Below are 25474 nucleotides of genomic sequence, written 5' to 3'. Positions count from 1 at the left end.
GCGCTCAGCGCCGTCCCGCGCGTTCCTGGCAAGCGCGGGCAAAGCCCTGGAACAACGCCAGGTAATAAGGGTGCTCATGCACCTTCCATTCAGGATGCCATTGGACGCCGAGCGCGAAGGTCTGCGCCGCCTCGACGGAAAACGCCTCGATCAGTCCGTCCGGCGCCAGTGCCTCGATGCGCAGCCCCTCGCCAAGGCGCTCGACACCCTGGCCGTGCACCGAATTGACTTCCATATGCGGCGGCAACCCGAGACGCTCCAGCAAGCCACCGGGTTGCACATGCAGCGGATGACTAAGCCCGTACTGGATGTCGACCGGGTCTTCGGCCCGCTCGCGATGGTCGGCATAGGGGCCGGCCTCGTGCACTTTCTGATGCAGACTGCCGCCGAACGCCACGTTCATTTCCTGAAAACCGCGACAGACGCCGAACACCGGAATACCGGCCTCTACCGCCGCGCGAATCAGCGGCAGGGTCAGCTGGTCACGAGGAGGATCGTGTGGCGTGCCTTCGGCACTGGCCGACCCGCCATAATGATGAGGCTCGACGTTCGATGGCGAGCCTGTGAAGAGCAGGCCGTCTACGCTATCTAGTAGAGCTGTCGGATTGATTAGGTCACCCAGCGCTGGGATGACCAGGGGCAAGCCGGCGACCGCTGCGGCACGCAGGTATTTGTCACCGGCGATATGGAAGCTGTGGTGGCCGATCTGCCTGGTACAGGCGGATACGCCGATCAATGGCACGCGAGGCATGTGATACTCGTCTTTCAGAAGGGTGCTCATCGGAGAGTAGTCTTGTTCATTTTTATAGACAATAGCCGACCCGTTGTCCTTCCGAAAGCAACCGCAGCGCCGTGAATTTTTTTCCGGCCGTGCCCTAAAACCGCCCCTAATGGGCATTCATGGGGCGTTTTGAGGCGCTATTGACAGCGACTTGGCTTTCCGATTGACTCCAAGTCATGTTGTTTGATGATTGAAATTTTTAACAATTAAGGTGTTTTCATCATGCTTCCGCCGCCGCGTGCCGTTCAGCTCAATGAAGCGAACGCGTTTCTGAAAGAACACCCGGAGGTCCAGTACGTCGACCTGCTGATCGCAGACATGAACGGTGTCGTTCGAGGCAAGCGCATCGAGCGCGCCAGTCTGCATAAGGTGTATGAAAAAGGGATCAACCTGCCCGCCTCGCTATTCGCACTCGACATCAATGGCATCACAGTGGAAAGCTCCGGGCTCGGGATGGACATCGGCGACTCGGACCGGACCTGCTTCCCCATTCCCAACACCCTCAGCAACGAACCCTGGCAGAAGCGTCCCACTGCGCAACTGTTGATGACCATGCATGAGCGCGACGGCTCGCCTTTTTTTGCCGACCCACGTGAAGTGCTACGCCAGGTCGTCAGCAAGTTCGATGAGCTGGGCCTGACCATCTGTGCGGCCTTCGAACTGGAGTTCTATCTGATCGATCAGGAGAACGTGAATGGCCGTCCGCAACCGCCGCGCTCACCGATTTCCGGCAAGCGCCCGCAGTCGACCCAGGTCTACCTGATCGACGATCTGGACGAATACGTCGACTGCCTGCAGGACATTCTCGAGGGGGCCAAGGAACAGGGCATTCCCGCCGACGCCATCGTCAAGGAAAGCGCGCCGGCGCAGTTCGAGGTCAACCTTCATCACGTCGCCGATCCGATCAAGGCCTGCGACTACGCCGTGCTGCTCAAGCGGCTGATCAAGAACATCGCCTACGACCACGAGATGGACACCACCTTCATGGCCAAGCCCTACCCGGGCCAGGCCGGGAACGGGCTGCACGTGCACATCTCGCTGCTCGACAAGAACGGCAACAATATTTTCGCCACCGACAATCCGTTGGAGAGCGAAACCCTGCGTCATGCCATCGGCGGTATCCAGCAGACCATGGCGGCGTCGATGGCCTTCCTCTGCCCCAACGTCAACTCGTACCGCCGCTTCGGCGCTCAGTTCTACGTACCGAATGCGCCGTGCTGGGGCCTGGACAACCGCACCGTAGCGCTACGCGTGCCGACCGACAGCGCGGACTCAGTACGCATCGAGCATCGCGTCGCCGGGGCGGATGCCAACCCTTACCTACTGCTGGCCAGCGTGCTCGCTGGCGTCCATCATGGCCTGACCAACAAGATCGCACCCGACCAGCCGATTGAGGGCAACTCCTACGAGCAGGTCGAACCGAGCCTACCCTCCAACCTGCGCGACGCCCTGCGCGAGCTGGATGACAACGAAATCATGGCCCGCTACATCAGCCCGGAGTACATCGACATCTTCGTGGCCTGCAAGGAAAGCGAACTGGCCGAATTCGAGCATTCGATCTCCGATCTTGAATACAACTGGTATCTGCATACGGTTTAAAAGCGGAAGCCGATCAAAGCGCTGGCGGGCAGAGAAACAATCGTAGGGTCGGCCGGGCGGCGCTCCGCTTCAGCCCACCAAGTCGGCCCCACCGAGGTGTCGGCGGTGGGCTGGAGCCCACCCTACGGCGGTCCGGCCCACCCCACAACCTCACTGAAGCGCTGGCGCCGCATTTCTCGTTCTGCCTCCAGCGCCTTTATCGTCTTTTCCAAACTTCCCGCCTAAAATCCACTCCATTTTCTAAACGCCCCAATTCAGTGAGGCCGCCATGACCCGTACCGTTACCGTCGCCGCCACTCAGATGGCCTGCTCCTGGGATCGCCAGGCAAATATCACCAATGCCGAGAAGTTGGTCCGCGAAGCTGCCGCCAAGGGTGCGCAGGTGATTCTCATCCAGGAGCTGTTCGAAACCCCCTACTTCTGCCAGAAGCCCAATCCCGAGTACCTGCAGCTGGCGACCTCGGTCGAGGACAACCCGGCGATTCAGCATTTCCGGAAGATCGCCGCCGAACTGCAGGTCGTGCTGCCGATCAGCTTCTTCGAAGTCGCCGGACGCGCGCGCTTCAACTCCATCGCCATCATCGATGCCGATGGCAAGGTACTGGGCGTCTACCGCAAGAGCCACATTCCAGACGGTCCCGGCTACCACGAGAAGTACTACTTCAACCCCGGCGATACCGGCTTCAAGGTCTGGAACACCCGCTACGCGAAGATCGGCGTGGCCATTTGCTGGGATCAGTGGTTCCCCGAAACCGCGCGCAGCATGGCGCTGATGGGTGCCGAGCTGCTGTTCTACCCCACCGCCATCGGCAGCGAGCCGCATGACCCAAATATCACCTCGCGCGACCATTGGCAGCGCGTCCAGCAGGGCCACGCTGGCGCCAACCTGATGCCGTTGATCGCCAGCAACCGCGTCGGCACCGAAGAGCAGGACGGCTACGACATCACCTTCTATGGCTCGTCGTTCATCGCCGATCAGTTTGGCGCCAAGGTCGAGGAAATGGACCAGACCAGCGAAGGCGTACTGGTACATGAATTCGACCTGGACCAGCTGGAGCACATCCGCAGCGCCTGGGGTGTATTCCGCGACCGTCGACCAAACCTCTACAGCCCGATCAAGACCCTGGACGGCTCGCTGGAGTCCTGACCGAAGATTGACCCATCGTTGTAGGAGCGAGCTTGCTCGCGAATTCGGCTATGCAAACTGTTCGCGAGCAAGCTCGCTCCTACAAAGCGCTCTCACGGAAAACACCGATGACGACCCTCAGCACCAAGCCTCGCGCCGACGACTTCCACATGCCCGCCGAATGGGCGCCGCACAGCCAGACCTGGATGGTCTGGCCGCAGCGTCCGGATAACTGGCGCGACCAGGGCACGCCGGCGCAGGCGGCTTTCACCGCTGTGGCAAAGGCCATCGCACGCTTCGAGCCGGTCACCGTCTGCGCCACTGCCGAGCAATACAAGGCCGCACGGGAGCAACTCGATGACCCGCGTATTCGGCTGGTGGAAATCAGCAGCGATGACGCCTGGGTCCGCGATACGGGGCCAACCTTCCTGGTCAACGGCAAGGGTGGTCTGCGTGGTGTCGACTGGATGTTCAACGCCTGGGGCGGCCTCGAGGGCGGGCTGTACGACAACTGGCAGCGCGACGACGAAGTGGCGCGCAAGATTCTCGAAATCGAGCGCTGCCATCGCTACCGCACCGAGGGCTTCGTACTGGAAGGCGGTTCGATTCACGTCGACGGCGAAGGCACCCTGATCACCACCGAGGAGTGCCTGCTCAACCGCAATCGCAACCCGCACCTGTCCCGTGAGCAAATCGAAGCGGTCCTGGCCGATTATCTGGCGATCGATAAGGTCATCTGGCTACCACACGGGTTGTACAACGACGAAACCGACGGTCACGTGGACAACTTCTGCTGCTTCGTGCGTCCCGGTGAAGTACTACTGGCCTGGACCGATGATCGCGACGACCCGAACTACGAGCGCTGCCAAGCTGCCATGCGCGTGCTGGAGCTGGCGCGCGATGCCTGGGATCGCGAGCTCGTGGTGCACAAGATGCCGATCCCCGGCCCGTTGCATGCCACCGAGCAGGAATGCGCCGGTGTGGTGCCGCTGATCGGCAGTCAGCCGCGCGATCCGTCGATTCGCCTGGCTGGCAGCTACGTCAACTTCCTGATCGTCAATGGCGGCATCATCGCCCCGTCATTTGACGATCCGATGGACGCCGAAGCAGAAGCCATCCTCAGCCGGATCTTCCCCAAGCATCAGGTGGTGATGGTGCCGGGCCGGGAGATCCTGCTCGGCGGCGGCAACATCCACTGCATCACTCAGCAGCAACCGGCGGCATCGAGCCAACCACCGGTGTAACGCACCCGCGCTGTCCGTGCCATCGACGCGGGCAGCCAGTCTGAAGGAGCTTGCAGGCCGTGCAATACAAAGCCTTTCTGCTGTGCCTGCTGCTAGCGCCAACTGTGCAGGCCATCGAAGCCTATTCCTGCCGCAACGGCTTTTTTCCGGCGTTCGCCGATCAGGTACAACCTGCACAAGTGGTTGCCACTGCTGACTCGCGAGTGCACTTCAGGGATGACGCCGCTGGCTGCCCCGATGATGAATCTTGCATACGCAAGGCCTATCTCGTGGACGGCGACGAACTCTTGGTCGGCAATCAAACCGATGGCTGGGCCTGCGTATGGTACTTCGGCAAAAAGCGCGAATTCGTAGGCTGGCTGCCAGCACGCAACATTGAAATCGACACTGCTTCTACGCCTCCCACAGCGCAGGACTGGATAGGTCGCTGGCTGCCCATCGCCGGCGGCAACAGCATCGTCATTTCTCGCGCCTCGCCCACCGGGTCGCTTGCGCTCGTAGGCGAGGCGATCTGGCAGGGCGGCGTGAACAGTTATGGCGAGCCGGTTGTCCACGTCGGCGCCTTCGAAGGTCAAGCACAACCCTCCGGTGATCTGCTGAGGATCGTCGAGGGTGCGGATGAATACGCCTGCCGCGTCACCCTGCAGTACGTCGCAGCGAACCTCGTAGTGACCGACAACAGCCGCTGCGGCGGCCTCAACGTTCGCTTCGATGACGTCTACCGCAAAGCACCCTGACGCAGTTTTTGCCTGCCTTCGCTAACTTGAAAGCCGAACGATTTGGTCTAGAGTTGAGGTCTTCTTGGCATGTGGCGCGCGCAACGGCCGCAGTCGCCATGCCATCTACAGCATCTAAAAAGGACTCTTGCGTGCTCACGCCTCGTTCTGCACTGCCGGCACTGCTGACCCTCGCCCTCGCCACCAGCGGTTGCGATGATGACAGCGGCCCTGGCTCTGGCCCACAGGCCAGCTATGTGGTGCCGAGCCTGGAACAACTTCCCGATTGTGGCCGGATCGCGACGACGCTTGGCCCGCTGATCGAGGGTCTGGTGCTGGTCGCTGAGGAAGGCGATGGCCGATACGATAACGTGACCGTCTACGGAGTCAGTTGCACCTGGTTATCACAGGAATTGACCAGCGGAAATGTCTTTGAAATGGTCAAAGGCGGTGGCCTGTCGGTCGGTATCTCTGTCGATGAGGTGCCTTCGGACGAAGAGATGCTGCGGCAGATGGGCATGGTGTATGACGACCCCAGAGTCAAAGAGATCGGCGGGTTTATCGTTGATGTAAGTAAAAAACTGGACCCTTCTGAACAGCTGAGCATAGTCGGCCCGCAGGTCGTGGTCGGCAGAGTGACTATCATCGCCGCCGCAGGCGGCATCGCTCTGCAGAAGGTGGAAAGCATGCAGGGCATTACCAACGATCAGGCCATTCAGAGTGCGGTCGCGCTGCACAAATCCCTTCGTTGAGTACAAATTGCAGCTAGCCGGAACATATGGCCCGATTGGCAACCCAACAACCGCAAGGTCAGCCTTGGCCGAACCGCAGATTTTCGAGCAGCAAACAACAATCAGGAACGAACATGTCCTTACCAGCAAAGTTGCGATACCTGTCCCTCGTCAGCGCCGCCATGTTGATCAGTCTTCCGAGCCTGGCTCAGCAGCCGAATAATCCGATGATGGCGAACATGAACGCACAGCTGGCGAAGCTGGGCGGCACGATGCAGGTCACGGCAGAGGTCTGTGGCGGCTATACGGACGAACAGCTGGTCGAGCATAAGCAACAGCAGAAAGATCATCTGGCGCGCAACGGCATGGATGCGGCCAGCTTCGACAAGGGCTTCGATAACGGCGTCGAACAGGGCAAAGCGAAATGGGACAGCATCCCGGCATCCGAACGGCAGGCCAAGTGTGACGAGTTCAAACAGCAGATGGAGGAACTGGCGCAGCAGTTCACCCGTTGATGTCTGATGGCTGATAGGTCCGATGGCGCCGGGCCCGCGCCATTGACTCAGGCCATGATCACCTGGTTTTTGCCAAGACGCTTGGCGGTGTACATAGCCGCATCGGCACGGGCGAACAGCGCCCCGAGATCTGGATCGCCTGCCCTGAGACAGGTCACGCCGAGGCTGATAGTGACGCCGAAGCGCTGACCATCGGAGGTGGTGAATACCAGCCGCTGCACCTCCCGCTGCAGACGCTCGGCGATCTGCTCGGCAAGGTCCGGCTGGCAGCCCGGCAGCAGCAAGGCGAACTCCTCGCCACCGATGCGACCGAACAGATCGCCACGACGCAGCACGGACGAGCCGCACTCGGCGACGCGCTGCAGTACCTGATCGCCCATCTGATGGCCATGGGTATCGTTGATCCGCTTGAAGTCGTCGATGTCCAGCAGCTGAAACGCCAGCGGGGTGGCGTATTGCCGGGCCAGGTCGAACTCGCGCTTGGCGCATTCGAAGAAGTAGCGGCGGTTGCTGCTCTGGGTCAGAACGTCGACGGTGGCCAGGCGCTGCAGTTCGCCTTCGAGCTGCTTCTTATCGGTGATGTCTTCGGCGATCCCGACGACGATGGGCCCATGCGCGCCGTCGACGTTACGCGCGATGAAGCATTTGTCGCTAAGCCAACGCAACTGACCGTCGTCGCCACGGATGATGCGGTACTCGCGCTCTTCGATGGCGCCCTTTTCGAGCACATCGGTTAGCCCCTGCTGCGCGTGTTCCAAATCATCCGGGTAGACGCTGTTGCGCCACTCGCCGAAGTCCGCCAGCAACAGCGCAGCCGAGCGCCCGAAGATCTGCTCGTAGGCCGGGCTGACGTAGACCATCCGCTGAGCCTCGGAATCGAACGCCCAGAGCACCGCGTTAACCGCGCCCATCAGCGTGCTGAATAGCTGTTCGCGCTCGCTCAAGCGCTCGACTTCGGCCCGGGCATGCATCAACGCCAAAAGCGTCTGCCCTTCGGTCGGGGGAAGGATGCCAACCCCTTTTTCACTTCGCTGCTTCACCAGAGTCATACCTGCGTTCCCAAACGAGCGCCAGGTACCGGCGGGAGCCCGCTGAGCAGCTGTCGCTATACACCAGAATGCTGTTGAGAGAACGCCGGCAGAACAAAGTTCCAGTTGGCGCAATTACCACTAATTGCGCCGATCAATGGTCATCCGTGGGCGACCGCAGGCCTGAGCGAATAGGTTCGCAGATGCTCGGCGAATTCACGCAGCGACTGGATGCCGCTGGCTTCGGCGTCCTGCACCCACTGCTTGATCGCAGCGAGCATCTCGTGGCCGTTGGCACTGGTGCGAGTCCAGATCTGCTGCAGCGCCAGGCGCTGTTCGTAGATCACCCTCAGTGACTGGCTCTGCTCGAGTATCACCTCGATGCGCGCCTGCTGCTCATGCTGCAGCAGGCTCGGTTCGCGCGACAGCAGCCGCTTGGCACGGCGGAACTGATGGCGCACCGATGCATCGGCGCGTTGCAGTTCCAGACGCACCAGCGGTTTGATCACCAGCTTGCGGTACTGCGCCATGATCTGGAAACGGTTGTTGAGGATCGCCATGGCGCTGTCCATGTCCAGCTGATGCTTGGGCGTGACGCGATGCGCGATGGGCGCGGTGCGGTTGACCTTCGCCAGACCGAACAGGCTGAACAGCTTGATCCAGGCCCAGCCCATGTCGAATTCCCACTTGCGCACCGACAGCTTGGCCGAGTTCGGGTAGGTATGGTGATTGTTGTGCAGTTCCTCGCCCCCAATGAGGATGCCCCAGGGCACGAGGTTGGTCGCCGCGTCGCGGCATTCGAAGTTGCGATAGCCCACGGCATGCCCCAGCCCATTGACCACCCCGGCGGCCCAGAGCGGAATCCAGATCATCTGCACCGCCCAGACGGTCAGACCTATGACACCGAACAGCGCCAGATCGAGGGTAAGCATCAGCACGATGCCCAGGTTGGGGAAACGTGAATAGAGGTTGCGCTCGATCCAGTCGTCCGGGCAGTTCTTGCCGTAGATGCGCAGGGTTTCCTCGTTCTTCGCCTCCTCCATGTACAACTCGGCACCGCGCCGCAGCACAGTGCCCAGGCCCTTCTGTACCGGGCTGTGCGGATCGTCGGGCGTTTCGCATTTAGCGTGGTGCTTACGATGGATGGCGGTCCACTCGCGGGTATTCATCGCCGTGGTCAGCCACAGCCAGAAACGGAAGAAGTGCTTGAGACCCGCGTTCAGCTCAAGCGAGCGGTGTGCCGAATAACGGTGCAGGTAGACCGTGACGGCAACGATGGTCACGTGTGTCAGAAGCAGCGTGGCAGCAACCACCTGCCAAGCCGAGAGGTCGAGAAAACCGGTGTACCACATAGTGTTGAAGCCTCGGGTGAAGATTGCAGATCCGCAGATGCGAGTCTGCTCGCATTATCTACGCTGCTTACCCGGATGAGTGTCCGCCTGTCGTTCGGCGTCTATTTTTTGTTTCGGCGTCTGACAGTAATACGCAGCGCGGCCGATATCTGAATCAATCCAAACACGCGTCAACAGATGTAGCATTACGCCACTATTTGTTTCGTCGCGCTTTTCGGCACTGCCACAGTTCCGGAAACGTAGCGCGTCGCAGCACGTCCACGCCGTACGGTGCTCAGAATCTTCATGAAAACCATCCCCCATCCCACCGACCCACGATGGATATTCGGCCTCGGCAGTCTGCTTCTCGCCTTGCTGTTCGGTGGTCTTGCCATCAATGACCACCAGGCGCGCGATGCTGTCTGGACGCTGCAGACGGCGCAGCAAGGCGAGCTCCAGGCACTGGCGTTGCGCAGCGCTCAGCAGAGACTGGAAGAGCAGGCCCGGTTGATCGCCAGTGCATTGAGCGCCAGCCCGGAGACGCTTCGGCTGGTTCGCCAGGCTGACCGCGCCGTGAAGGCCGGAGCTCAGTGGGACGGCCCTCGACTGGCCCGTATCCGCGAGCAGCTGTTCAGCTCGCTTACCCCGACCTGGACGGCCATGCAAGCCCACGGCGCGCTCCAGCTTCAGCTGTACTTGGGCGAAGCGGGTTTGGCGCTGCTGCGCATGCAGGAGCCCGACGCGTTTGGTGATGCGGTCGCGGACCGCCGCCCTATGCTCTACCAATCGTTGACCCATGGCCGGATCGTTTCCGGATTGGATATCGGTCGGCACAACGCAGGGAACCGGGCCATCGTACCGATCCGCGGCAGCAGCAGCTTTGAAAGCGAAGTGATCGGAGCCCTCGAAGTGGGATTCGGCATCCTTCCCGATCTGAAAGAGCTGGCTGACCAGCTGAACGCCGGGCTGGGGCTGCTGGTGAATCGTGACGAGCTAGAAAATGTGCTCTGGACCCGTCCGGTCGGGATCCAGCTGCAAGGTCTTAATGGCTGGCTGCTCGATACCCACTCGGCGCCGCAGATTCTGCAGTGGGCGCAACAGCGATCATTGCCAGCGCCCGAGTCCGGTCAAGCGCTGCGTCTGCTCGAATCCGAAGGCCGCAGCTTCGTGCTCAATCAGGTGCCGCTGCACGATATCAGGGCCGAACACGATCCAAGGCGTATGCCTGTGGCCGTTGCGCTGGTCTGGCGAGACATCACGCTGGCATTGCGTGAGCAACAGCAGGCCGAACGCCGCATCCTGATCAAATGGGGACTGGCCTGGCTGATTGCCGAATTGCTGCTGTTGATCCTGGCCTTCATGCTTCATCGCCGCGGCGTCCTTCAGCGCGTCCACCGGATCCACTCGACGCAGCAGGAGCGCAATCGCAAGCGCCTGCTCGAACGCGGGCAGAAAATCGCCAGCCTGCTGCCCGGCATGGTCTATCAGCTGAAGCGCTCCCCGGAAGGCGCCTACAGCGCGCTCTACGCCAGTGAAGGCTCGCGCGAACTCTATGGGATAGACCCGGAGCAGTTGATCGAGGACGCCAGCCATGCTTTCGCCGCAGTGTATGACCCCGACCGCCCCATGTTGCGCGCCGCGATCGAGCGCTCGGCGGCGACTCTGGGCGGGGGCTTCACGCGCTATAGGATCAATCACCGCGAAAAAGGGCTGGTCTGGGTCGAAGTCAGGGCGACTGCCGAGCGCCTGCGTGACGGTTCGGTGCTCTGGCATGGCTTCATCGCCGATATCACGCCACTCATGGACACCGCTATCGCACTCGGCGAAAGCGAGAGTCGCTTCCGTAGCATGGTTAGCAACCTGCCGGGTGTGGTCTACCGGCGTGACGGCGATGCCAACCGCACGATTCGTTACCTCAGCGACGGTATAGAACGGCTGACAGGTTACCCCGCCAGCGATTTCCTCCCCCCCGGCACACGCTGTTTCAGCAGCCTGATCCACCCAGACGACTGCCCCGGTCCAGCGAGCAAGGTTGAGGATCAATTCGAACGCACCTACCGGCTGATCAACGCGCGCGGCGAAACGCTCTGGGTGCAAGAGAACAGCCGCGCACTGCGTGACGCCGAAGGGCGTCTGCTGTGGTACGACGGCTTCATCCGGGATGTCAGCGCGCGCGCCCTCGCCGAGCAAGAAGCCAACGAGCGTGAACGATACGTACGCCTGCTGATTGCCAACGTCGTCGACGCGATCATCATCATCAACCAGCGCGGCCTGATCGAAACGTTCAACCACGCCGCCGAGCGCACCTTCGGCTATAGCGAAGAAGAAGTACTCGGGCGCAACCTGTCGATGCTGATGCCCGAGCCGCACCGCGCCGCGCACGATGGTCACCTTGAAGACTACGAGCGCCGCGGCGAAGGCCGCAGCCTGGAGCAGAACCGTGAATTGCAGGGAATGCGCCGCAATGGCGAGCTGTTCACCATCGAACTGCGCGTCTCAGAAATCAGCCACCGAGGCGAACGCAAATTCATCGGCCTGGTGCGCGACATCACCGAGCGCAAGCGCATCGAGCAGATGAAGAGCGAATTCGTCTCCATTGTCAGTCACGAGTTGCGCACGCCCCTGACCTCAATTTCCGGCGCCCTGGGGCTAATCAACGGCGGGGCCGTCGGCGAGGTTTCGCCAGCGATCGGGCAGTTGCTCAGCATCGCGCAACAGAACAGCCAGCGCCTCGGCCTGTTGATCGACGACTTGCTGGACATGGAGAAGCTGATCGCCGGCCAGATGAACTTCCAACTACAGACTCAGCCTCTGGCGCCGCTGCTCGAAGAATCGCTTCGTTCGAATCAGGGCTACGCTGAACAGCACCAGGTGCGCCTGGAAATGGGCGAGCGGGTGGATGTGCAGGTGTCGGTGGATGAGCATCGCCTGCAGCAGGTGCTGGCGAACTTGCTCTCCAACGCCGCGAAATTCTCGCCGACTGGCGAAGTCGTAGTCTTGAGTAGCAGCCGTCGGGGCGATCGGGTTCGCGTGAGCATCCGCGACGTTGGCCCAGGTATTCCGCAGACGTTTCGGCAGCGTATTTTCCAGAAATTTTCCCAGGCCGATTCTTCCGACACCCGACAGAAAGGCGGTACCGGCCTTGGCCTGGCGATCAGCAAAGAGCTGATCGAGCACATGCACGGATGCATCGGTTTCGACTCCGAATTGGGCCAGGGTGCCTGTTTCTGGTTCGAACTGCCTGTTCAGGAATCGTGAACGCAGGCTATTTTTTCATTGTGCCGCGTCAGTCAGCGGGCAAGCTGGCACACTGCTCGCTTGATCGTTCGCAATGGCGCACTGGCCGACGGAGGCATCGCATGACCGAGCTGAAACGGATACTCCACGTCGAGGACGATCCGTCCATACAGGCTGTGACGAAAGTCGCGTTGGAAGCCATCGGCGGCTATCAGGTACGGTCCTGTTCGTCCGGTCTTCAGGCACTTGAGGAGGTTGAAGAATTCGATCCGCATTTCATTCTGCTCGATGTGATGATGCCCGGTATGGGCGGCGCCGAAACCCTGACCCGGCTCAGCGAGCGGATCGACCTGGCCCAAATACCAGTCGCCTTCATGACCGCCAAGGTCCAGCCGGGTGAAATAGAATATTTGCGCAAGCTCGGCGCGCGGGACGTGATTATCAAACCCTTCGATCCGATGCGCTTGGCCAGCCAGATTCGCGCGATCTGGGATTCCGGTCGCGCGTAAGTCGACGGCGTCCAGCCCTCAAACCAGCGAGACAGGTCAGCCAGATGGAGCCACCGAAACCAATGCCGGCACCCTCGCCACCACGCGAGCTGTCTCGACTCGCCGCGCTGCTGCGTTACGAGATTCTCGATACCCCGGATGAATCCGCCTTTGACGATTTCACCCAGCTGGCTTCTTGCATCTGCAGCACTCCGATTGCGCTGATTTCGCTGGTGGACGACCACCGCCAATGGTTCAAGAGCCGCTTCGGTCTGGACGTCAGCGAAACCCCACGGGGTATTTCCTTTTGCACCCACACCATCGAGGGTGACGGACTTTTCGAAGTCCATGACGCGCTGCAGGATCAGCGCTTTCGCAACAACCCACTGGTGACCGGCGATCCGAAGATCCGCTTTTATGCCGGCGCGCCATTGACCACGCCGGATGGCTACAACCTCGGCACATTGTGCGTGATCGACCGGCAACCGCGCCGCCTCAGCGAAGGACAGCGCGACGCATTGATGCGCCTGAGTCGGCAGATCATGCGCTTGTTCGAAGAGCGGCTGCAGCGGCACCGTTACGCCGACCAGGCGGCGCTGCATCAGGCCCTGCTCAACAGCGCTGCCAGCGCGATGGTGCTGACCACCGCTGACGGGCGAATCTCGGGAGTCAACCCGACCGCCGAGCGCCTGTTCGGTTATTCCGAGCAGATGCTTATCGACCGTCCACTGACAACGGCACTGTTCCCGCTGGATGCCCTGGTCCGGCGTGCCGCCATTCTCAGCAACGAACTGGGTGATACCGTCGAGCCGGGATTCGCCGTGCTCATCGCGCCGCTGCTCGAAGGGCGGCGTGAAATGCGTGAGTGGCGCCTGTTGCACCGAAACGGCGACAGCGTGCCGGTACTGCTGAACGTATCGGCAATCCATGACGAACACGAACTGCTGCATGGTTATATCGTCAGCGCCTACGACCTGGCCCATCAGGAAAATCTGCAACTGCGCCTGCAGCAAATCGCCGCGCAGGTGCCGGGCCTGCTGTTCCAATTCTGCTGGCGGCCTGACGGCAGCAGCTCCTTTCCCTACCTCAGCGAAGGCCTCGAGGACATCTACGGACTGAGCTCGGTGGAAATGGAGCCGAGCATTGCACCGATCTATACCCGGGTATATCCAGATGACCGCACGCGCGTGCTGTCGAGCATCCGGTACGCCGCCGCGACCCTGACGCCTTGGCATTTCGAGCACCGCATCGATCACCCGCGCAAAGGCGTCATCTGGGTCGAGGCGCGCGCCACGCCGATGCGCCAAGCCGATGGTTCGGTGCTCTGGCATGGTCTGGTGACCGATATCACCGAGCGCAAGGCCGAGCAGGCCGAGCTGGACAAACAGCAGGAAATGAACCGGCGGTTACTCGAGGCGCTGTCCGAAGCCGTCGTGGCCTGCGATGCCGAAGGCAACCTGACGCTATTCAACAATACCGCCCGGCTCTGGCACGGTTTGGACGCAGCGCAGCTCTCACCGGAACAGTGGCCGGACTACTACCGCCTCTTTCAGGCAGATGGCGTGACGCCCTTGTCCTATGACCAAGTCCCGCTACTGCGTGCACTGCGTGGCGAACATATCCGCAACCTGGAAATGACGATCGTGGTGCATGGGACAGTGCGACACGTGTTGGCCAATGCCGACCCCATGTTCGCATCCGACGGCCAGCAGAACGGCGCGGTGGTGGTGCTGCACGATATCACCGAGCGCAAGCAGGTCGAGATCCTGCAGCGTGACTTCGTCTCGACCGTCAGCCACGAGCTGCGCACACCGCTGACCTCCATTACCGCCTCGCTGGGGCTGATCTGTGGCGAGATCGTCGGCGAGGTGCCCGAGCACCTGGAGGAGCTGCTGGACATCGCCAACCAGAACAGCAAGCGCCTGAGTGCGCTGATCGACGACCTGCTGGATATCGACAAGCTATATGCCGGCAAGATGCGCTTCGAGATGCAGTTGCAGCCGTTGCAGCCGTTACTTGAGCAGGCGCTGCGCAGCAATCAGGGCTACGCCGACAGCTACACTGTCGGCATCGATCTCGGGAGTTGCCCGGCCGTGTCGATCGAGGTCGACACGATGCGTCTGGAGCAGGTATTGAGCAACCTGCTGTCCAACGCCGCCAAGTATTCGCCGCCCGGCGAAACCATTGAACTGTGGGCCGAAACGGTCGATGACGCAACGGTGCGTGTCAGCGTGCGCGACAAGGGGCCGGGGATCGCCGAGTCCTTCCGCGAGCGCATATTCAGCAAATTCGCTCAGGCGGATGCGTCGGACACGCGCCAACAAGGCGGCACCGGCCTTGGCTTGGCCATCAGTAAGGAGTTGATCGAGCATATGCACGGACAGATCGGTTTCGACTCGGTACCCGGCGCTGGCGCCTGCTTCTGGTTCGAGTTGCCTTGCTATCGGCGCTCAGAGACACAGCAGTGAGGCCTTTGCAGCGGATTCTCCACGTCGAAGATGTGCCATCCATACAGGTGGTGACCCGCATCTCCCTGGAGAAGCTCGGCGGCTTCGAGGTGCTCAGCTGCGCGTCCGGACAGGAAGCACTGGCGCGCGCCCAGCTGTTCGCGCCGGATATGATCCTGCTCGACGTGATGCTGCCGCAAATGGGCGGCCTGGAGCTGCTGCGCCAGCTCTCGTCATTGATTGATCTGCAGCACACACCGGTTGTGCTGCTGACCGGACAGCAGGATGAACCCGCCAGCCCCGCCGAGCTGCGCCAACTCGGCGTGCGCAAGCTGCTAAGAAAGCCCTTCGATCCCCTTCAACTGGCCGCACAGCTAAAAGAAGTATGGAATGCCGAACATGAGTGACAGCGCTCGCGAAGCGCTGCAAAGCCAACTGCAGGCCCTGAATGAGAAATTTGCCGAACGCCTGAGCGAGGAGCTGGCGGAGCTCGAGCGCCTCGCCGTGCAGCTGTTGCGAGCGGACGAGCCGGAGCAGCGCCGGCAGCGGTTGCTCGACCTCCATGAACGCCTGCATCGCCTTGCTGGCACCGCAGGCACCTTCGGTTTCGCCACGCTAGGACAGCGGTCACGGCTACTGGAGCAAAGCGCTGACAGTTGGCTGCAAACCATCGACCCCGACCCGCAGTCGCTTGGCGAATTCGTCCAGGCAGTCCGCCAATTGGCCATCGATGCACCGCTCAGCGACTCGGCCAGCACATCTCTTGAGCAGCATGAAGCGCACAAACCGCCAGCCGCTCACCGCATCTATTTGCTCGAAAGCGATTTTGCGGCGGGTCAAGAGATGCGCCAGACCCTTGGCAACTTTGGTTACGAGGTGCTGGTGTTTCAGGAGATAGCCTTGTTGCAAACGGCCATGAACGGGCAGTTGCCGGACGCTCTCATCGTCAGCCGGCACGATGGCGAGCTCGAACAGATGAGCGCGCTGCAGCAGACCCTGGAAACACCGCTGCCGCTGCTGGTGATCGACCATCGCGACGATTTCGACAGCCAGCTGGCTGCCGTACGGGCGGGCGCGAAGGGCTACTTCACGCGCCCCGTGGACGTTACGCGACTGGAGAATCGTCTCGAAAATTGCCTCAACCTGCAGCTGAGCGAGCCCTATCGCGTGCTCATCATCGACGACGACGTCGATCTGGCCGCTCGTTACAGCCTCGTTCTGCGTAACTCGCAAATGCTGGTGCAGACGCTGACCGATCCTGGCGAGCTGTTCGAGGTCATGCGCACGTTCAAACCGGAAATTCTATTGCTCGATGTCAACATGCCCGAGCTCTCCGGCCCGGAGCTGGCGCAGATCATCCGCCTGAACGACGATTGGCTACGGGTGACCATCATCTATCTGTCGGCCGAAACCGACGTCAATCGGCAAATGGCGGCCTTGCTCAAGGCCGGCGACGATTTCATCACCAAACCCATCAGCGACAACGCGCTGATCGCCGCCGTGTTCTCTCATGCCCAGCGCGCGCGATCGTTGAGCACGGCGCTTTCACGCGACAGCCTGACCGGGCTGCTCAAGCACGCCGACATCAAGGAGCATGTCGCCTTGGAAGTGGAGCGCTCGCTGCGCAGCGGCAATCCCGCCAGCGTAGTGATGCTCGACCTCGACCATTTCAAGCAGGTCAACGACCAGTACGGCCATGCCGCCGGAGACAATGTGATCCGCTCGCTGGCCAATCTGATGCACCAGCGGTTGCGCCGGATCGACAGCCTCGGCCGCTACGGCGGTGAGGAGTTCGTAGCGGTACTGCCCAATTGCACCACTGAGCAGGCATGGCAGATCTTCGACGAGATCCGCCAGCGCTTCGCGGAGCTGCGCTTCCACGCGGGCGGGCAGACATTTAACGTCACCCTCAGCGCCGGCATCAGCGCGACCGATGGGCACTCCAACGCGAGCACCTTGTTGGAGCGTGCTGACCAGGCGCTCTATGCCGCCAAGCACCAGGGCCGCAACCAGATCGCGATCACCCCGCCGCGGTAATCACTTCATTGGCAGTTAAAGCGAACCGCTGCGCCGCTTTCGGTTCCAACTACACTGCCTGAAGCTGCGGTTGGGTAGCTTCACGCGAATGCTGCGAACCCACCCGCCGTGACACCTCAACCGTTACCGGCCAAAGGAGCTCCGCTTTGCCTGCAAAGCCCGCGACAAGTTGGCACTCACTCGCTTTTCTAGTCGCTTTCCTTCTGCTCGTCGCGCTCGGCTGGCAAGGCAAGCGTAGTCAGGAAGCGATGCTTGAAACCAACCAGTCGGTCAACCACAGCCTGGAAATCATCACAGCTACCCAAGCGATACTGTCGTCCCTGCAGGACATCGAAACCGGTGTACGTGGCTTCGTCCTGACCGGCGAGCCAGCCTATCTAGAGCCCTACGAGCACGGTCTGGTGCAACTTGAGCAGCATCGCCGCAAGCTACAGATGCTTGCCAGCGAGCACACTTTTCCCGCTCCGCCATGGTTCGACCGGCTCGACGAAAAAGCGGCCGTTCAACTAATGATCGCCGCCGCAGATATCCAGACGCGTCGTGATACCGATCTGCAAACCGCCGCCGCCTACCTTGCGCACGCCGGGGGCAAAGAGGTCATGGACGAGCTCCGCGTATTGCTCGCTGCGGTGGAACAACACGAGCGGCGTCACCTCGCTGCGGGCAACCGCGCCGTGGCCGAGACCATCGAGCGCAATCGACAACTCGCACTGATCGGCAGCTTGCTGGTGGCCATCCTGTTTCTTACCGCCATGTGGTCGGTCCAACGCAATCTACGGCTGCGCCAAGCGCTGGCAGTCAAGGCGCAAGCCGGCGAGGCGCGTATGGGCGCTCTGTTGCAAGCCATCCCGGACAACCTCTATGCCATCGACAGCCAGCATCGGGTGTCGGCCCTGTCCCAGCCGAACGCTGATCGTGGCCCCTCACCTGGCGCAATCGGGCCTTTGCTGGCGGGCTTGCTGCCGCAGGCGGACGACACCCGCAAGCTGCGCTATACGACGTGGTGCGAAATCGAACAACAACGAATATTCGAGGTACGGCTGGTGCCCACTGGGCTCGGCGATCACCTGGCCATCGCGCGGGACATCACCGAACTTCAGCGCAGCCGAGACACCCTCGAAGATCAGAAGACCTACATGCGCCGGGTCGCCGATACCAACGAAAATCTGATTTTCGTGCGCGACGAAGATGGCCGTTTCGTGCTCTGCAACCGCGCGTTTTCCGCGCTGCTCGATTATCAGCCCGAAGCCATCGAGCAGCGTCGAGCCGATGAAATCGCTGGCGCACAGCTGTTGCTACCCCTGTTGCAGGGCGAAACCGAGCTGTTGAGCGGTAGCGGCGAGCTGCGTATCGCCGAAGTGAGCGTCACCGACGTGCATGGCCAGGAGCGCTGGCTGCAGATGGTCAAGCGGCCCATGACGATGTCCAACGGCGCCTGCCATATCGTCACGGTTGCGGTCGATATTTCGCTGCGCCGACGTGTAGAACAAATGAAAGGGGAGTTCATCTCCACGGTCAGCCATGAATTGCGCACGCCGCTGACTGCCATTCGCGGCGCGCTGGGTATGCTGGTCGGCGGCGTGGCCGGCGAATTCAGCGATGGCGCACGGCCGCTGCTGGATATAGCCCACAAAAACAGCGAGCGCCTGGTGCGCCTGATCAACGACATTCTCGACATCGAAAAGCTCGAAGCCGGACACCTGTCGTTCCACTTCAGCCGCTGCGACGTACGAGCGCTGGTAGAGCAGGCGCTGCTGGATCTCACGCCATACGGCGATGACTATGGCGTCGAGCTGCGGCTCGTGACACCGGACCACGGCGGGCCAGTCGAAGCGATCGTCGACCCGGACAGATTCACCCAGGTCATGGCCAATCTTCTGTCTAACGCCATCAAGCATTCGCCACGCAGCGGCATAGTCAGCGTTGACCTGCGCAGCGATGGCAACAGTCTGGAGATCGGTATTCAGGATCAGGGCCAGGGCATTCCGGAAAACTTCCGCTCACGCATATTCGAGCGTTTCGCCCAGGCCGATTCCTCCGATACGCGCAAACGCGGCGGCACCGGGCTGGGGCTGGCGATCACCCGTTCGCTGGTGCAGCAGATGCACGGGCACATCGGCTTCGACTCGCAAGAGGGCCAGGGCACGCGGTTCTGGCTGCGACTGCCGTTGTCGGCGGAACCGCCCGCGAGCCCACCTACCGTACTGCAACCGCTACCGGCGACCGATATGCAGCGGTCCGCGGCGCGTATCCTGATACTCGAACCCGATGCGGCCGCTGCCGAAAAGCTGGCCAATGCGCTGCAACAACATGGCTACTCGACTCTGATCGCCGAGACCGCCGCCCAGGCCCGCGATCTGCTGGCCGTATACAGCATCCAGGCGCTGACCTTGAGCCCTGCGCTGAACGATGAGAACAGCATTGCCTTCCTGCACAATTTGCGCAGCCAGAGCGCCTATCGTCATCTGCCGGTGCTCATCGTCAGCCTGCAACCCCAGCGACGCGACAACGATGACGGCGCGCTGCGCGGCGGCGCGGTGGGCGTGATCGACTGGCTGCACAAGCCGATCGACCCGTCACGGGTAATGGATGTGGTGCGCGCCTGCCTCGACACCAACGGCACTCGCCCGCGGGTTCTGCACGTCGAAGACGACGAGGATCTGCGCGTGTTGCTGGCACGACAGATCGCACCCCTGGACATCGACCTGCAGGGCGCAGCGACCCTGGCCGAAGCCCGCGAGCGGATCACTGCGCAACGCTATGACCTGGCGATCATCGACCTGATGTTGCCCGATGGTAACGGCAGCGAGCTTTTCGACCAGTTGGCCCAGACCGTGCCACCGCCGCCGGTCATCATCTTTTCCGCGCTGGACTCGCCCGTGCATGACAGTCGCCTGGCCATGCGCCAGCTGATCAAATCGCGCCACGACGGCCACGAGTTGGCCAACCTTATCCAGCACATGCTTCAACACTGGCCATCTGGCCAGCCTCCGGATGCCGGCGAAGCCAATGCATGAATCAAGGGCATCTCGTAGGTCAGCTAGATCAATGCCTCGGCAGTGTCCACTTGGCTGCAGCTGCAAGCGAATCAGGCTAACGCCTAGGCGTCACCGCTCTTGCTTCTACTTGCAGCTGAAGCGTGCCGCTGCTGTTACAGCTTTATCCAGGTCGCCTTCAATTCGGTGTACTTGTCGAACGCATGCAGCGACTTGTCGCGACCGTTGCCCGACTGCTTGAAGCCACCAAAGGGTGCGGTCATGTCGCCGCCATCGTACTGGTTGACCCAGACGCTGCCGGCCCGCAGTGCCTTGGCGGTCAGGTGCGCCTTGGACAAGTCCGAAGTCCACACCGCAGCGGCGAGACCGTACGGAGTGTCGTTGGCAATGGTCACAGCTTCGGCTGCCGTATCGAAGGTGATCACCGACAGCACCGGACCGAAGATTTCCTCCTGGGCGATCTTCATCGCGTTGCTCACGCCATCGAAGATGGTCGGCTCGACATACAACCCGCCGGTGTCTTCCAAAGTTCGTTGACCGCCGATCAGCACCTGCGCGCCGTCGTTGCGGCCGGCTTCGATGTAGCCGAGCACGGTATCGAGTTGCTGGGTATCGACCAGCGCGCCGACATTGGTCGCGGGGTCCAGCGGGTTGCCCGGCTGCCAGCCCTTGAGCGCCTCGACCACCATCGGCAGGAAGCGCTCCTTGACTGAACTTTCCACCAGTAGCCGCGAGCCGGCGGTGCAGACCTCGCCCTGGTTGAAGGCGATGGCGCTCGCTGCCGAGCGCGCCGCCGCTGCCAGGTCCGGTGCGTCGGCAAAGACGATGTTCGGGCTCTTGCCGCCGGCCTCCAGCCAGACGCGCTTCATGTTCGATTCGCCAGCGTAGATCATCAATTGCTTGGCGACCCGCGTGGAGCCGGTGAACACCAGCGTATCGACATCCATGTGCAGCGCCAGCGCCTTGCCCACGGTATGGCCGTAGCCCGGCAACACGTTGAGCACGCCGGCCGGAATGCCAGCCTCGATCGCCAGTTGCGCCACGCGGATAGCACTGAGCGGCGATTTTTCGGACGGCTTGAGCACCACCGAGTTACCGGTAGACAGCGCCGGGCCGAGCTTCCAGCAGGCCATCATCAGCGGGAAATTCCACGGCACGATGGCTGCTACCACGCCAACTGGCTCGCGAGTGACCAGGCCTAGCTGGTCGTGCGGAGTCGCCGCCACTTCATCGTAGATTTTGTCGATCGCCTCGCCGCTCCAGCGCAGCGCCCGCGCCGCGCCCGGAATATCCACACCCAGCGCATCGCTGATCGGCTTGCCCATGTCGAGGGTTTCCAGCAATGCCAGCTCCTCGGCATTAGCTTCAAGCAAGTCGGCGAAGCGGATCATCACCGCCTTGCGCTTGGCCGGCGCCAGGCGCGACCAGACACCCGATTCAAAAGCCATCCGCGCACTGAGCACGGCGCGGTCGGCATCGGCCTCGTCGCAGCTCGCCACTTGCGTCAGCACGCGCCCATCGACCGGGCTGATGCAATCGAAACTGGCGGCAGCACTGGATGCGGTGTATTCGCCCTGAATGAAGGCGCGGCCTTCGATGCGCAGGTCGCGGGCACGCTGTTGCCAATCGGCGAGTGTCAGGGTGGTCATGGGGCGTCCTCGGTAACAGTCGAATAATCAGAAAGGCACCCTAAACCAGCGGCGCCAGCCCTATCAATATTTTTTACGCAGGCGCGGATTTTGCCTTGTTTTGTTCGATTTATTAAACATAGACTCGCCGAAGCCGCTGTGCGTCTGCAATGACGTCGCGTTACAGCATAGTCGTCAAAACTGCCCTTCCGGAGCTAGTCATGGCTAACGATCTGCACCCCACCGCCTCTGCCGAACATTTCTGGATGCCTTTCACCGCCAACCGTCAGTTCAAGGGCAGCCCGCGCCTGCTGGAGCGCGCCGAAGGCATGTACTACACCGACAGCGACGGTCGGCAGGTGATCGATGGGACGGCTGGGCTTTGGTGCTGTAATGCCGGTCATGGGCGCCGGGAAATCACCGAGGCGGTGAGCCGGCAGATCGCCCAGATGGATTTCGCGCCGACTTTTCAGATGGGCCATCCGCTGCCCTTCGAGTTGGCCGAACGGCTGACGCAAATCAGTCCAACGGGACTGAACCGGGTGTTCTTCACCAACTCCGGGTCCGAGTCGGCCGACACCGCATTGAAAGTCGCCCTGGCCTATCAACGTGCTATCGGTCAGGGCAGCCGCACTCGGTTGATCGGCCGTGAGCTGGCCTATCACGGGGTCGGCTTTGGCGGCATTTCGGTCGGCGGCATGGGCAACAACCGCAAGGCGTTCGGCAATTCGCTGCTACCGGGCGTCGATCATCTGCCGCATACACTGGATCTGCAGCGCAACGCGTTCAGCCGTGGCCTGCCGCAACATGGCGCAGAGAAAGCCGATGAGCTGGAGCGGCTGGTCGCCCTGCATGGCGCAGAAAACATCGCCGCCGTAATCGTTGAACCCATGTCAGGCTCGGCGGGCGTGATATTGCCGCCGGTGGGCTATCTGCAGCGCCTGCGCGAAATCACCGCCAGGCACGGCATCCTGCTGATCTTCGACGAGGTGATCACCGGTTTCGGCCGCGTCGGCGAGGCCTTCGCCGCCCAGCGCTGGGGCGTCACGCCGGACATCATTACCTGCGCCAAGGGCCTGACCAACGGCGCGATTCCGATGGGCGCGGTGCTGGTTTCCGAACAGATCCACGATGCTTTCATGCAGGGCCCGGAAAGCGTCATCGAGTTCTTCCACGGCTACACCTATTCGGGCCACCCGGTCGCCTGCGCTGCGGCCCTGGCGACTCTGGAGATCTATCAGCGGGAAAATCTGTTTCAGAAGTCCATCGAGATAGAAGGCTACTGGCAGGACGCGCTGTTCAGCCTACAAGGCCTGCCGAACGTGACCGATATTCGCACCGTGGGCCTGGTTGGCGGCATCCAGTTCGCCACCCATGTCGACGGCGTTGGCAAGCGCGGCTACGAGGTGTTCCGTCAGTGCTTCGAGGATGGTCTGCTGGCCCGCGCCAGTGGAGACACCATCGCGCTGTCACCGGCGCTGATCGTCGAGCGCGAACACATCGACGCGATGATCGAACGCCTCGCCGATGCGATCCGCAAAGCTGCCTGACAGACGCCGAAGCGAATCACCACACCCGGACGCCGGGGCGCTCCACTGAATCGGTGCCCACCGACTACGCTTGTGGGAGCACCGCCCCGGCGCGAAGCTTTGCTTTCCGGCAGGCTAGCGTCTGCATTCGCCGCGAGGGCGCGCCTCCCACCAAAACGTTACGGTGTGTGCTTGCTGCCTTTGTAGGAGGCCCACCCTCGGGGCGAAGCTTTTGGACTGTCCTGCAGCCCAACAACACGACACCCCAGAAACGAAAAAACCCGCCGAGTGGCGGGTTTTTCCTTCAAGGGCCGATCAATTACTTGATCTTGGCTTCCTTGTAGATCACATGCTTACGTACGACAGGATCGAATTTCTTGATTTCGAGCTTGTCGGGGGTGGTGCGCTTGTTCTTGTCGGTGGTGTAGAAGTGGCCGGTACCGGCGCTGGACACCAAACGGATCAGGTCACGCATGATAGTTCTCCTTAAACCTTTTCGCCGCGTGCGCGGAGTTCAGCCAGAACGGCGTCGATGCCGCGCTTGTCGATAACGCGCATGCCTTTGGCAGTCAGGCGCAGACGTACGAAGCGGTTCTCGGACTCGACCCAGAAGCGATGATGCTGCAGGTTCGGAAGAAAACGACGACGGGTTTTGTTGTTCGCGTGGGAAATGTTGTTCCCGGTTACCGGACCCTTACCGGTAACTTGACAGACTCTCGACATGCCTCAGCCCTCTAAAACCACATGCCCAACCCGGCATGGGTTGGCCGCTTGAATTCACTTGTCTTTTGGCGCTCAGCGCCACGTTTCATTGGGGTCTTACCGGCTACGCGGCAAGCGAAGAAACCGGGCCCCTAGAAAAGAGCGCTGCTTTATATCAGAAAGCCCCCAGAGCAACAAGCGCGGAGTGACTTTTCCGTACCGGCTCATACAGCCTTCAAGCGCTCGCGGGCCGGCATCTCCAAGACTTGCAGAGATACACCGTTCGTCGCCTGTTATTCGGTGCCCGCTTAGTAGATGGAGTTAAAGCGCGCTACGCGCCTTTTTCGCACAAAGCCTCACCGCAATCACTTAAGCAAGCAAAACAGCGAACCATTGTTTTACTGTGCAGAACACAAGCTCGTTTTATTCGACTAGTATGAAACAACATCATCTACAGCAAGGCGGACTGAGCGCACTGCCAGCCATCAGGGCGATCTGCTATCGTTCGCGCCCGCTGCCACCAACAGACAGACCGACATCACCATGAGCGACGCTGAAGACATCGAGAACCCCAAGGACCGCAAATTCGTCGAGGCCCTGTCTCGCGGGTTGGACGTACTGCGCGCCTTCACCCACGGCTCGGTGGTGATGGGCAACCAGGACATCGCACGCATTACCGGGCTGCCCAAGCCTACGGTGTCGCGCATGACCTACACCCTGACCAAGCTCGGCTACCTCAGCTACTCGCAGCAACTGGAGAAGTATCAGCTCGACTCCGGCGTGCTGGCCCTGGGTTATGCATACGTGTCCAATCTGCGCGTACGGCAGCTAGCCAAGCCGTACATGGACGAGTTCTCCCGACGCACCAATACATCCGTAGGACTGACCTGCCGCGACCGGCTGTCGATGATTTACATCGAAAATTGCCGTCCCGCCGAGGTTTCGACGCTGCGCATGGACGCCGGTGTTCGCCTGCCGCTAGCCACCACCGCAGCGGGCCGGGCCTTTCTCGCCGCCACGCCGGAAAAGGAGCGTGAGCACCTGATGGCAGCGCTGGAAACCAAGTACGGCGAAGGTTGGCCAGCGATGAAGCAGTCGCTGGAAGTGTCCTTCGAGGAATTCCGCCAGCATGGCTTCTGCCTGTCTCTGGGCGACTGGGACCGCAACGTGAAGGCCGCTGGCGTGCCACTGCATCTGGCCGACGGCAGCGTTATGGCGCTGACCTGCGGTGCCCCATCATTCCAACTCAGCGAAGAAACCCTCCGGGGTTCGCTGGCGCACCAGCTGGAAATGCTGGCGCGCGATATCGAAAGCCTCGGCGTCTGACCCGCGCCGACGC

General features: G+C 61.5%; 20 protein-coding genes. 14 read left to right on the top strand and 6 right to left on the bottom strand.

Annotated features, from left to right (window positions below; genetic code table 11):
- Window positions 1-4: 4 nt before the first annotated feature.
- Window positions 5-751, bottom strand: coding sequence for a gamma-glutamyl-gamma-aminobutyrate hydrolase family protein (locus NA647_RS03385; RefSeq protein ID WP_256056768.1), 747 nt, complete (start codon window positions 749-751; stop codon window positions 5-7).
- Window positions 752-1003: 252 nt separating this feature from the next.
- On the opposite strand from NA647_RS03385, the gene NA647_RS03380 reads away from it, so the two are divergent.
- The 6 genes from NA647_RS03380 (at window position 1004) to NA647_RS03355 (ending at window position 6712) form a co-directional block, all read left to right on the top strand.
- Entirely contained in the window at window positions 1004-2380 is a 1377-nt protein-coding gene (locus NA647_RS03380; protein WP_256048916.1) for a glutamine synthetase family protein, read from the top strand.
- A gap of 268 nt (window positions 2381-2648) precedes the next feature.
- Window positions 2649-3527: an N-carbamoylputrescine amidase gene (gene aguB, locus NA647_RS03375; protein WP_256056416.1), complete on the top strand. Its 879-nt coding sequence runs from the start codon at window positions 2649-2651 to the stop codon at window positions 3525-3527.
- A 107-nt stretch (window positions 3528-3634) separates the two neighbouring features.
- Complete coding sequence (gene aguA / locus NA647_RS03370) at window positions 3635-4750, top strand: agmatine deiminase (protein WP_256056415.1); 1116 nt, start codon at window positions 3635-3637, stop codon at window positions 4748-4750.
- A 59-nt stretch (window positions 4751-4809) separates the two neighbouring features.
- Entirely contained in the window at window positions 4810-5487 is a 678-nt protein-coding gene (locus tag NA647_RS03365) for a hypothetical protein (protein WP_256056414.1), read from the top strand.
- Between the two features lie 131 nt (window positions 5488-5618).
- Window positions 5619-6218, top strand: coding sequence for a lytic murein transglycosylase (locus NA647_RS03360; RefSeq protein WP_256056413.1), 600 nt, complete (start codon window positions 5619-5621; stop codon window positions 6216-6218).
- A 113-nt stretch (window positions 6219-6331) separates the two neighbouring features.
- On the top strand, window positions 6332-6712 hold the full coding sequence (locus NA647_RS03355) for a hypothetical protein (protein ID WP_256056412.1): 381 nt from the start codon (window positions 6332-6334) through the stop codon (window positions 6710-6712).
- A 47-nt stretch (window positions 6713-6759) separates the two neighbouring features.
- Here the strand turns inward: NA647_RS03355 and NA647_RS03350 are convergent, their stop codons facing one another.
- Both NA647_RS03350 and desA read right to left on the bottom strand, forming a co-directional pair.
- Entirely contained in the window at window positions 6760-7761 is a 1002-nt protein-coding gene (locus NA647_RS03350) for a GGDEF domain-containing protein (protein WP_256056411.1), read from the bottom strand.
- A gap of 140 nt (window positions 7762-7901) precedes the next feature.
- Window positions 7902-9092: a delta-9 fatty acid desaturase DesA gene (gene desA, locus NA647_RS03345; RefSeq protein ID WP_256056410.1), complete on the bottom strand. Its 1191-nt coding sequence runs from the start codon at window positions 9090-9092 to the stop codon at window positions 7902-7904.
- A gap of 285 nt (window positions 9093-9377) precedes the next feature.
- Between desA and NA647_RS03340 the strand changes: the two genes are divergently transcribed.
- The 6 genes from NA647_RS03340 to NA647_RS03315 all read left to right on the top strand — a co-directional run bounded on the left by NA647_RS03340 (window position 9378) and on the right by NA647_RS03315 (window position 20297).
- Window positions 9378-12329, top strand: a complete 2952-nt coding sequence (locus tag NA647_RS03340; RefSeq protein ID WP_256056409.1) for a PAS domain S-box protein — start codon at window positions 9378-9380, stop codon at window positions 12327-12329.
- Between the two features lie 101 nt (window positions 12330-12430).
- Window positions 12431-12817 carry a response regulator gene (locus NA647_RS03335; RefSeq protein WP_256056408.1) on the top strand — a complete coding sequence of 129 codons (387 nt, stop codon included), beginning with the start codon at window positions 12431-12433 and terminating at the stop codon, window positions 12815-12817.
- Between the two features lie 44 nt (window positions 12818-12861).
- On the top strand, window positions 12862-15264 hold the full coding sequence (locus NA647_RS03330) for a PAS domain S-box protein (RefSeq protein ID WP_256056407.1): 2403 nt from the start codon (window positions 12862-12864) through the stop codon (window positions 15262-15264).
- Complete coding sequence (locus NA647_RS03325) at window positions 15261-15650, top strand: response regulator (protein WP_256056406.1); 390 nt, start codon at window positions 15261-15263, stop codon at window positions 15648-15650. Before NA647_RS03330 ends, NA647_RS03325 begins: the two co-directional genes overlap by 4 nt.
- Window positions 15643-17280, top strand: a complete 1638-nt coding sequence (locus NA647_RS03320) for a diguanylate cyclase (protein ID WP_256056405.1) — start codon at window positions 15643-15645, stop codon at window positions 17278-17280. The genes NA647_RS03325 and NA647_RS03320 overlap by 8 nt, the downstream gene beginning before the upstream one ends.
- A gap of 146 nt (window positions 17281-17426) precedes the next feature.
- On the top strand, window positions 17427-20297 hold the full coding sequence (locus NA647_RS03315) for an ATP-binding protein (protein WP_256056404.1): 2871 nt from the start codon (window positions 17427-17429) through the stop codon (window positions 20295-20297).
- A 134-nt stretch (window positions 20298-20431) separates the two neighbouring features.
- Here the strand turns inward: NA647_RS03315 and NA647_RS03310 are convergent, their stop codons facing one another.
- Window positions 20432-21925, bottom strand: a complete 1494-nt coding sequence (locus NA647_RS03310) for an aldehyde dehydrogenase (protein WP_256048932.1) — start codon at window positions 21923-21925, stop codon at window positions 20432-20434.
- Between the two features lie 200 nt (window positions 21926-22125).
- On the opposite strand from NA647_RS03310, the gene NA647_RS03305 reads away from it, so the two are divergent.
- Window positions 22126-23454 (top strand): aspartate aminotransferase family protein, encoded by a 1329-nt coding sequence (locus NA647_RS03305; RefSeq protein ID WP_256056403.1) that lies wholly within the window; start codon window positions 22126-22128, stop codon window positions 23452-23454.
- Between the two features lie 298 nt (window positions 23455-23752).
- Here the strand turns inward: NA647_RS03305 and rpmG are convergent, their stop codons facing one another.
- Window positions 23753-23908 (bottom strand): 50S ribosomal protein L33, encoded by a 156-nt coding sequence (gene rpmG, locus NA647_RS03300; protein WP_131649089.1) that lies wholly within the window; start codon window positions 23906-23908, stop codon window positions 23753-23755.
- An 11-nt stretch (window positions 23909-23919) separates the two neighbouring features.
- Window positions 23920-24156 (bottom strand): 50S ribosomal protein L28, encoded by a 237-nt coding sequence (rpmB, locus tag NA647_RS03295; protein ID WP_019339373.1) that lies wholly within the window; start codon window positions 24154-24156, stop codon window positions 23920-23922.
- A 522-nt stretch (window positions 24157-24678) separates the two neighbouring features.
- Here rpmB and NA647_RS03290 point away from each other — a divergent pair.
- Window positions 24679-25461, top strand: coding sequence for an IclR family transcriptional regulator (locus NA647_RS03290; RefSeq protein WP_256048935.1), 783 nt, complete (start codon window positions 24679-24681; stop codon window positions 25459-25461).
- Window positions 25462-25474: the final 13 nt, after the last annotated feature.

The organism is Stutzerimonas stutzeri (assembly GCF_024448985.1).
GTDB lineage: Bacteria > Pseudomonadota > Gammaproteobacteria > Pseudomonadales > Pseudomonadaceae > Stutzerimonas > Stutzerimonas stutzeri_AP.
The sequence above is the reverse complement of the archived record's forward strand: the minus strand, read 5'-3'. Positions and strand labels throughout refer to the sequence as shown.